This window comes from Chamaesiphon sp. VAR_48_metabat_135_sub, from assembly GCF_031418915.1.
GTDB lineage: Bacteria > Cyanobacteriota > Cyanobacteriia > Cyanobacteriales > Chamaesiphonaceae > Chamaesiphon.
Window position 1 is genome coordinate 1 of the sequence record NZ_JANOJV010000216.1, and the last position, 9,383, is coordinate 9,383.

General features: G+C 45.6%; 11 protein-coding genes and 1 pseudogene. All 12 read right to left on the minus strand.

Going from position 1 to position 9,383, the window contains the following annotated elements; translation table 11 throughout:
* Positions 1-186 (minus strand): annotated as a pseudogene (locus tag RMO55_RS15685) (hypothetical protein); the annotation flags it as partial.
* Complete coding sequence (locus RMO55_RS15690) at positions 183-2,447, minus strand: heavy metal translocating P-type ATPase (protein ID WP_310427953.1); 2,265 nt, start codon at positions 2,445-2,447, stop codon at positions 183-185. The gene RMO55_RS15690 and the pseudogene RMO55_RS15685, both read right to left, overlap by 4 nt.
* Before the next feature lie 81 nt (positions 2,448-2,528).
* Complete coding sequence (locus tag RMO55_RS15695) at positions 2,529-2,774, minus strand: hypothetical protein (protein ID WP_310427955.1); 246 nt, start codon at positions 2,772-2,774, stop codon at positions 2,529-2,531.
* 153 nt (positions 2,775-2,927) lie between these two features.
* Entirely contained in the window at positions 2,928-3,200 is a 273-nt protein-coding gene (locus RMO55_RS15700) for a hypothetical protein (protein WP_310427956.1), read from the minus strand.
* Between the two features lie 64 nt (positions 3,201-3,264).
* Entirely contained in the window at positions 3,265-3,645 is a 381-nt protein-coding gene (locus tag RMO55_RS15705; protein ID WP_310427957.1) for a low affinity iron permease family protein, read from the minus strand.
* Positions 3,646-3,824: 179 nt separating this feature from the next.
* Positions 3,825-4,403, minus strand: a complete 579-nt coding sequence (locus RMO55_RS15710; RefSeq protein WP_310427959.1) for an NAD(P)H-dependent oxidoreductase — start codon at positions 4,401-4,403, stop codon at positions 3,825-3,827.
* Between the two features lie 77 nt (positions 4,404-4,480).
* Complete coding sequence (locus RMO55_RS15715; protein WP_310427961.1) at positions 4,481-4,972, minus strand: hypothetical protein; 492 nt, start codon at positions 4,970-4,972, stop codon at positions 4,481-4,483.
* A gap of 38 nt (positions 4,973-5,010) precedes the next feature.
* The gene (locus tag RMO55_RS15720; RefSeq protein WP_310427963.1) at positions 5,011-5,619 is read right to left on the minus strand and encodes a cupin domain-containing protein; all 609 of its coding nucleotides are present in this window, start codon (positions 5,617-5,619) and stop codon (positions 5,011-5,013) included.
* A gap of 60 nt (positions 5,620-5,679) precedes the next feature.
* Positions 5,680-6,693, minus strand: a complete 1,014-nt coding sequence (locus RMO55_RS15725; protein WP_310427965.1) for an NADP-dependent oxidoreductase — start codon at positions 6,691-6,693, stop codon at positions 5,680-5,682.
* Between the two features lie 99 nt (positions 6,694-6,792).
* Positions 6,793-6,936, minus strand: coding sequence for a hypothetical protein (locus tag RMO55_RS15730; protein WP_310427967.1), 144 nt, complete (start codon positions 6,934-6,936; stop codon positions 6,793-6,795).
* A gap of 195 nt (positions 6,937-7,131) precedes the next feature.
* Positions 7,132-7,830, minus strand: a complete 699-nt coding sequence (locus RMO55_RS15735; RefSeq protein WP_396134346.1) for a type 1 glutamine amidotransferase domain-containing protein — start codon at positions 7,828-7,830, stop codon at positions 7,132-7,134.
* Between the two features lie 65 nt (positions 7,831-7,895).
* A partial coding sequence (locus RMO55_RS15740) for an oleate hydratase (protein WP_310427970.1) occupies positions 7,896-9,383 on the minus strand: 1,488 nt, incomplete at its 5' end.

Consider the following 9,383-nt stretch of genomic DNA (forward strand, 5'->3'; position numbering starts at 1 on the left):
GCGTCCCAGAAACCACCAGAGTTCGCCACCAACTAAGGTTAGTCCACCCAAAACTACGCCGATTTTGATTGGTAAAGGCTGTTCTATTTTGCGGAACGATCGATCTGTCGGCGAGTGGGGCATATCTGACTCACTCATCGGAAAAATTGAGATAATTGCACCGACTAAAATTGCTGCAAATTTCATAATTTTAACCCTTTTAATCTCAGAGCATTTAGCACAACTGAAATCGAACTAAATGCCATTGCTGCGCCAGCTATCGCCGGATTGAGTAACCATCCCGTCATTGGGAACAGAATTCCCGCTGCTAAAGGAATGCCGAGGACATTATAAGCAAGTGCCCAAAATAGATTTTGTTGAATATTTTGCATTGTGGCACGACTGAGCCGAATTGCTGTCACAATCCCCTGCAAGTCTCCTGAAATCAGCGTGATGTCAGAAGCCGCGATCGCCACATCTGTACCTGTGCCGATCGCCATCCCGACATCAGCCTGAGCCAAAGCCGGAGCATCATTAATCCCATCGCCAACCATTGCGACAATTTTGTGAGATCGCGTTTGCAGATCGCCAATAGTCTGGGCTTTGCGATCGGGACGTACTTCAGCCAGAACATTGTTAATCCCGACTCGATCGGCAATTGCTTTTGCAGTCCGCTGATTATCACCAGTCAACATCACTACTTCGATGTCCATTTTTTGTAATGTTTGAATTGCTTGAGCCGAGGTCGGTTTGACAGTATCGGCAACGGCAATTGCTGCTTGTAAATGTCCCTCGATCTCCACAAAAACCACTGTTTTACCAGCATCTTCCCAGCTTTCTTTCTGCGCCTTGAATGCGGCTGAATTTATGCCCATTTCATCGAACCAACGTTGGGTGCCGATCGAGATTTGTCGATCTTCGACAATACCTTTGACACCACTTCCCGCGATCGCTTCAAAATTCCTAACAGTTGGCAATTGTGAATCTTTATTTTGGAGATGAGCGTATTGAAGTAAGGCTTCAGCTAAGGGGTGTTCGGAGTTACTTTCTAAAGCACCGATCGATCGCCATAAAGTCAGTGGAACGAGAATATTCGGGCTATTCGGAACGAGATCTCGGATTGAAGTAGTATCTGTGACAACTGGTTTTCCCTGAGTGATCGTGCCTGTTTTATCGATCACGATCGTCTGGATTTTACGGGCGAGTTCGAGACTTTCGGCACCTTTAATCAAAATTCCATTTTCTGCCCCCTTGCCGATGCCCACAGTCACCGATGTGGGCGTTGCCAAACCCAAAGCGCAGGGACAAGCGATAATTAAAACGCTCACCATTGCGACGATCGAGAATGTAAAGTTTCCCGTTATGAGAAACCAGATCGTAAAAGTGGTAATTGCGATCGCAATAATTGCTGGAACGAACCAGCTTGTAATACTATCGGCGAGTTTTTGGATTGGTGCTTTAGAATTTTGGGCTTGCTGCACTAATTTGACGATCTGTGCCAAGGCGGTATCTTTGCCGATTTTGGTCGCCCGAAATTGAAAGCTGCCCATTTTATTGAGCGTTGCGCCGACAATTTCATCGCCGACTTGTTTGGTGACGGGAAAACTTTCGCCTGTGAGCATAGATTCATCGACGGTGGAAAATCCCGATACTATTTCACCATCGACAGGGATTTTTTCACCAGGGCGCACTATTACAATATCTGCGATTGCGACTGATTCGATCGGAATGTCAATTTCTGCACCATCACGCACCACCCGCGCTGTTTTTGCTTGTAACCCCATCAATGCGGTAATTGCCGACGAGGTAGCTCCCTTGGCGCGATTTTCTAACCACCTTCCCAACAATGTCAACGTGATAATCATCGCTGAGGCTTCATAATAAACCTCAGCGGATAATCCTTGGGATGTGAAATAGTTAGGATTTATGGTGATCCAAAATGAATAGAAAAAAGCGATATTTGTACCTAGAGAAATCAGCGTATTCATATCAGCGGTACGATGCCGAAATGCTCTCCATGCCGAGCGGTGGAATTCTCTACCCACCCAAAATTGCACGGGTGCGGCGAGAGCTAATTGTACCCAAGCATTTTCTAAACTAGATAGGAACGACGGAAGTTTGAGATTGAAATGGCTCAGGGTACCCAGTACTAGCAGGAAACTAAGCGTTGCGCCGATGAAAACTCTGCGCTGAAGATTGCGCTCTTGGCGTTGTTGTCGCCGAGTTTCCGGCTCATCTTCAGGGGTGAGATCTGCTGGGATGACTTGTGCTTGATAACCAATGTCGGTGACAGCCTTGGTGATGATGTCGATCCTAGTCTGTTGAGGATCGTAGCGTACACTTGCTCGATCGATACTAAAATTGACGTTACTTTCCACAACTCCTGGCACCTTTAGGATTGCTTTCTCAATGCTGTTAGCGCAGGAGGCGCAACTCATCCCCTGGAGTTTTAGATTTAGATCTTCCATGTCAGAGTCTTCATAAATTTGAGCATTATTCTAGATAAGATAAGAACAACATTGACATCATCTACCATAAAACTGTGAATTTCATCTTTCAACAACGCAGTGAAAAAGCTCGTCAGATAACCATTCAATCGTCCCTTTAAAATTGCGGGCGGGAGTAGGTAAAAGATCGACATAGGCGGCTTGACGAAGCAAATGTCCGAGATGACCTTTGACTTGATAATGGTCATAAAGATCGGCTACACTTTCATCTAAACCCAGCTTCATCAAAGTTCCCCGCAACCCAATGTCAACGGGAACGAGCGGGCGATTTTCGGTAAGTGCTTGCAAATTATGAGCAATCGCGGCTCCTTATTGTAAAGTGTGTTCCTTGGCTCCTTTCACACCATAGTAACCCGTGATACTGCCGAGTGATAACACTAAATTACTGTAATTGTAATGCAATCCAGAGGCTAATTTTACCTGTCGCTGCTGTAGATCGATCTAATCGATCGTATCTTGAATAAATTCAATCCCACTTTTATGTAAAAGATTGTCATAGCGGGGACAAATATAGCGAGTATTCATCTCACCCGTGAGAAATTCATAGAGCAGCGGTTTGAAGATAAATCTTGAACCTCTGTCGATTAGAATCGTGGGTACTTGATAATGCTGATGGCTGAGATGTAACGCCGTGAATAATCCGGTAAAGCCACCACCTAAAATTAAAGTGGGGAGCTGCTGGAATTTAATGAGTTCGTGAAAGTTGCTTGGCATTTTTGATAATTTTATTAATTCGATCGTTATTGATTCAGTATTTAGATATCTATCATGAAAGTATTTACTCTTTAGAATTATTGCCAAGTTCAGAAAAATCTTTTTGCAGATTCTTTAGATCCTGCTCGGATGAATCTTCGACATCAATAATTTCATTACGGGCAGAATCGATCGCCCTGATTAATTCATCCAATTTAATTTGAACTGCTTTAGCGTCACGGTTCTGGGAGTTTTGAATTAGGAAAACCATTAAAAATGTGATAATCGTCGTCCCAGTGTTGATAACTAGCTGCCACGTATCAGAGAATTTGAAAAATGGCCCTAGACTTGCCCAAATAATAATTACAGACACTGCTGCGATTGACGCAAAAGGAGATCCAACCGCTTCGGATGTATTGCGGGCAATTTGGTAAAATAGACTTTGTTTAGGTCTTTGTTTTCGCATGGGATGATATTCTCTTTATACAAATCGAATAATTCTGCGACATTAAAATCATGAATTGTGCTAAAAGATGAATCTAGCCAATGAAATTATTAGATAACTCAAGAGCATAATTGGTATCATCTTGCCTGTCGTGAGTCATAATTAGACATCGGTATTAGTTTGATATAATTATTGATGAGTTAAACATTCAATTTGGCAGTTATAGTTGCGAGTTCATGACCTAACTGCTCAATCGATTCTTGTTGCGATTTATCCTTTAAATTGCCATTTTCATCAAATGCTTGAAGAGCATTTCCAATTGCCTGTCGATCCGGTAGTACCAGCACACCGATATTACTAAGAATGGAACGCACATGAACCAATCCCCGTAAGCCTCCCAACCCGCCAGGGGAAGTACTCATCAAGATGGCAACCTTATCTTTGAAACACACTAAGGGGGATTCGTCCAGATCGGGACGGGATGCCCAATCAATCGCATTTTTCAGCAACGGCGTAATCGAACTGTTGTATTCTGGACAGGCAATCAGGAATCCTTGATGCGCTTTCATCATTGCTTTGAGTTTGCGGGCATTGTCTGGTAAGCCTTCGGACTCCTCCAAATCTTCGTCATAGAGTGGTAGGGGTAGATCGCGGAAATCTAGATAGGTAACTTCTGCACCTGCGGCTTTGGCTCCTGCGACGGCAATTTTCACCAGTTTTTTGTTAAAGGAATCTTTGCGGGCACTTCCGGCAAAGGCAAGAATTTTAATAGTGGGCATGAATTTCTCCTTTTAAAAGTTGATTTCGGTTGTTGTTTCGATCTACGTTATGTTCGATTTTCACACTGGAATTTAGCTTAAATGTGTCGATCCAATTTATACGGCGTTTCGACCAACACAGAGATCGCCAACGAACTTAAAGCAATAATTTTGATAATAGCGTTGATTGCGTGTGTATACTCCCATTGGTTACGATATCGCGTCCAATCTGCTGGAATGGGATCGGTTAACCATTTGGCAAATTCAGCATTCATTGGTGCAATAAATGTTATCCAACTCACAAATGCCAGCACCAAGAGAATTGCTCCGCTCAATGTCCAGTAAAAAGTTGCATCCCGATCTCGAACCAGAAATGTCAATATAATTGCCGTAAGAATCGCTGTGATTTCAAAAACTGCACCGACTGAGCCAAATAACTTGTAAACATTTTCAACAACTGTTACTCTCACCCAAAGTTGCTGGTCAAACTGCATTCTTTGTGGCAACTCTAGCAAATGTGTCATCGATAAACTGAGGCTAAACGCAGCCAGCATCAGTGTGATAAATCGCCAAGCTCTGATGAATGTCATTTTGTCACACCTCACAAAAACTCCGATAGAGATAAATATCAGTTAACTTCCCCAACTAGCTCTCGTTTGAATTTAAAGCCTGGGTAATGAGGTAATTCATTGATATTTTCTCCCGAAGCCAGGAAGCGAATACCGTTAGTAGCACCCACACGGATGGAGTCGCCAGGATCTATAAACTCATCGGTGATTGCATCCGTAGGCAGCTCCATACTGGTCGCAGGTGTCCCCATTGCCATCAAATGTCGATGCTCATTCTGAGAGGCTACGCCAACGAGTCCAACTGCATGTTCGCCCACTGCCTGAACTAGGATCAATGCTCGGACTTGCGGGGAACGGATATAAAAAGCGTGTGCCTTGCCTTGAGGGAGGAAGACCATTTCTCCCGCATTTACTACCATGACCTCACTATCTCCACAGTAGAATTCCATTACGCCCTCAAGCACGTAGTACGTCTCATGCTCCCACTGATTTAGATAAGGGGCTGGCTCGTTACCAGGTTTCGCTCGGTACTCAATCATTGCGTCGCGACCCCCCGAATCCTCTCCTTTGACTAGGAAGGAAAATAAACCACCCTTGTAGAGTGTGGTCGAGTTGAGTGTAGATCCGCGCTGGTAGGCGACTGGTAGTGCTGATTTAGTTTGGGTCATGATTCTCCAGTTATTTGTATTTAGTAACTTCGAGGCTTCGATCGAGTTATGTATAACTATCTACTCCAGCTTCACGATCATTTTGCCGATATTTTCTCCTGTAAATAGACCGAGAAATGCGTCTACAGCTTTGTCGATTCCGACCACGACTGTTTCCTTATTTTTCAACTTACCCGATCGATAATATTCACCTACCACATGTTCAAATTCGCTCTGACAACCCAACCAATCGCTAACAATTAGCCCTTTCATCGTCAATCGTTTAGTAGTGACATTAAACAGATTGCTCGGCCCAGGTTGGGGAATTTCGGCGTTGTAACCAGAAATGCCACCACAGGCGATAATTCGTCCATTCACGCGCAATGCTGAGAGCGCGGCTTCAAGCATTTCACCACCGACATTATCGAAATAAACATCAATCCCATCTGGTGCGGCTAGGTTCAATTGTTCGATGACTGGAATCACCGGACTGGTTTTATAATTGAAAACGCGATCAAAGCCGCATTCTTCCCGTAGAAACTTGACTTTTTCGAGGGAACCCGCCGCGCCGATGACTTCGCAGCCGTGTATTTTTGCTAGTTGCCCAGCTACATTTCCCACTGCACCAGCGGCTCCCGAAATAAAAATCACGTCGTCAGCTCTAACGTCTACTAAATACAACCCCGTCCAAGCGGTTAAACCCGTCATCCCCAAGGCACCGAGATAAACTGATAGCGGTTGCATGTCGCGGCTGACTGGGTGCAACTCTGGCGGTGTAGCGATAAAATATTCCCGCCAACCATAGTTAGAAGTGACGACATCACCTGGCTGGAATTCTGGCGCGTGAGACTCGACTACTTCACCGACTGCGCCGCCGCTCATGGGCTTGCCCAACTCAAATGGTGGTACATAGGATTTGCCGCCGTTCATTCGCCCACGCATATAGGGATCTACGGATATATAGAGGTTGCGAACGAGTACCTGTCCATCTTGGAGCGGCTCTAGTTTGGTTTCGACCAGGGCAAAGTTAGCTGCTGTGGGCATCCCCTGCGGGCGGGAAACTAGCTGAATCTCACGACTGATTAGATCTGACATAATTTTTCTCCGAGAAGGCTTCATGGACTAGGATTGAGTTACTGAAACGAGTGTGGTGAGAGATCGTGACCGATCTTTCGTTCCGATCGTTGTAGTAACTTACGATTCAGCAGAGCTGACACTTCGTGAACGGCGTTCGACCAATTGTTTGAGCTGGAAATAAGCTTCTTCTGGGGTGAGTTGCTGGGCGGTTTCATCGGGGATATAAAATTCCCAACTACCCTTGAAAGTGCCGGACGACAAAGCTGGGAATTAAGCCCATCATCAGTGCTGTTTCTCCCAATTTTTCGGCTCGTGCTGCGAGGGTGATTTCATCAGTAAATTGAGCTTAATTCATTTGGATTTTCCTCTAAATAATGTTTTAAAAGGATGTCTGAAAATTCAATTACTCAAGTAGTAATCGCCTAAAAGCTATAAATTATTTAATTCACGATCCTTCTAGTGAGATGTAGTGGCAAGCAGACTGAGCTGTTGTAGTAGTTCTTTCGCGGCTGGTGCAGAAGATGCGGGGTTTTGCCCAGTAATTAGTAGTCCATCTTTAACAACATAAGGCTGCCAGTCGGTTACTTTGGAATAATGCCCACCGTTTTGCTTGAGCACATCCTCGACTAGGAACGGAACGATCTCGGTCAATCCGGCTGCCTGCTCCTCACTATTAGTGAAGCCTGCTACCGATTTACCTTGCACCACAGGATCGCCATTGGCTGCCTTGACATGGCGCAGCACTCCTGGCGCATGACAAACTAGCGCAACTGGTTTACCCGCCCCTAGTGTGGCTTCGATGAGGGCGATCGAGGCTGCATCTTCAGCCAAGTCCCAGAGTGGGCCATGTCCGCCAGGGTAAAATACCGCATCGAAATCACCAGCAGCAATCTCGCCTAGTTTAAGTGTGTGCGCGAGCGCGGCTTGGGCGGCGGGATCTGCCTTAAAACGCTGCGTATCTTCAGTCTGCGAATCTGGAATATCGCTCTTGGGATCGAGTGGCGGCTGACCACCAAGCGGGGAGGCTAGGGTAACGATCGCACCTGCGTCTTTAAACGTATAGTAGGGGGCGGCGAATTCTTCAAGCCAGAAACCAGTTTTTTTACCTGTATTGCCAAGCTTGTCATGTGAGGTTAGCACCATTAATATTTTCATCTTGACTCCTTTAATTACTTGGATTTTTTCAACTAATATAAGTTCGATAATCGCGTGGAATAGCATTACTTAAATGCTTTAGCTAAAGCCTCAAATTCCACCATTAGTGACTTGTCATGAGGCGTTACAGGTGGAATCTTTTTGTTGATATTAAGGAATTGATAAACCGCCATCTGTGCCACCCGCACTGAATATTCGACCGTAAACACCACATCTTCGGGAATCTCAACGAACTGACTGATAAAAGCGAGGTTGCGGGAATTATGGGGAATTGGTAGTGGTCGATCGGTACGCAAGCGCGGCATAAACATACTGGTGATGTATGGCATCCGGCAAGGGATACAGTTCGCCGATGTCATTGTGTCTAAATCGAATCGCAAATGACCGCAGAGTTCTTGGAGGATGTCGGCACCATTACATTCAGCCATCGGTTTGCGAACGAAATCACCCACGCGATCGGGAAACAGTGCATATCCCCAGAACACCTGCACGTCAGCAGGTTGGCCGATAAAATGGGGTTGATGAGCCAGAACGATCGACATCAACCAATTCGAATCTTTAAATGTCACCAATCCGCCAATTCCCGCCTTGTTACCGCTAAACTCAAACATCTTGTCAAAAAATGCCGGATTTTTGAGCGTGACAGTAAAAGACTCCCAGCAAGACTCGGCAATACTGCTATTAAATACAGCCGGATGCCCGAACCCAGAGTTTTCTGCCGCCAGCTTTTCCCAGAGCTGCCAACTGGTACAATCCTTTTTAGTCAACTGTTTGGGCGCACTCGTCATCGAACCCAAACTCGAAGCGTCAGTCATCGAGCCATTCTGGAGGAAGACTAGATCGCCATTTTCAACGGCAATGGTTTTACTTTCACCTGCTTGTTGATAATGAATACCTGTGACAACCAACTTATCTGTGGCGATGTGTCGCTCTAGATCCGTTACTTGACAATCCACATAAAAATGGACATTTTGAGTTGCCAGCCAACTTTGCAACGGGCGCACAAAAGAATCGTACTGATTGTAGACAGTGCGCTTCACCCCAGCAAGAGTTTCAATCCGTGAGAATTCCATCATGAAGCGGTGCAAATACCGCTTGAACTCAACGGCACTATGCCACGGCTGAAAGGCGAAAGTAGTCGCCCACATGTACCAAAATTCCGTCTCGAAAAAGCGTGGGGAGAGCCAATCGGTGATACAGCTATTACCTAATTCAGCTTCACCAGCTTCAGTTAGTCGTAATAGTTCCTGACGATCGTGCATCGAAAAGCCCATCGAACTAACAGGCACTTTCGCCCGCCGACTATCTACCAGCCGCGCCATCGCGTGAGACTTATACTTTTCGTTAAACTCGATCGTTTCATCAAATACCGTTTTCCCTGGCAGAGTCAACGAGGGAATCGACTTAAATAGATCCCAAGTACATTCATAATTATCCGTCGTCAACATCCGCCCTCCGCGCAGGGAGTAACCATCGGTTGGGTTCCCCGCTCCATCTAAACTCCCGCCCATGACGGGCTTGGCTTCGAGGATCGTAATATTTTCGCCCGAAAA

Bases quoted from the DNA above. Each gene is read 5' to 3' on its own strand.
- RMO55_RS15690 (WP_310427953.1), bottom strand. From the start codon at position 2,447: ATGGAAGATCTAAATCTAAAACTCCAGGGGATGAGTTGCGCCTCCTGC.
- RMO55_RS15700 (WP_310427956.1), bottom strand. From the start codon at position 3,200: ATGCCAAGCAACTTTCACGAACTCATTAAATTCCAGCAGCTCCCCACT.
- RMO55_RS15705 (WP_310427957.1), bottom strand. From the start codon at position 3,645: ATGCGAAAACAAAGACCTAAACAAAGTCTATTTTACCAAATTGCCCGC.
- RMO55_RS15710 (WP_310427959.1), bottom strand. From the start codon at position 4,403: ATGCCCACTATTAAAATTCTTGCCTTTGCCGGAAGTGCCCGCAAAGAT.
- RMO55_RS15715 (WP_310427961.1), bottom strand. From the start codon at position 4,972: ATGACATTCATCAGAGCTTGGCGATTTATCACACTGATGCTGGCTGCG.
- RMO55_RS15720 (WP_310427963.1), bottom strand. From the start codon at position 5,619: ATGACCCAAACTAAATCAGCACTACCAGTCGCCTACCAGCGCGGATCT.
- RMO55_RS15725 (WP_310427965.1), bottom strand. From the start codon at position 6,693: ATGTCAGATCTAATCAGTCGTGAGATTCAGCTAGTTTCCCGCCCGCAG.
- RMO55_RS15735 (WP_396134346.1), bottom strand. From the start codon at position 7,830: ATGAAAATATTAATGGTGCTAACCTCACATGACAAGCTTGGCAATACA.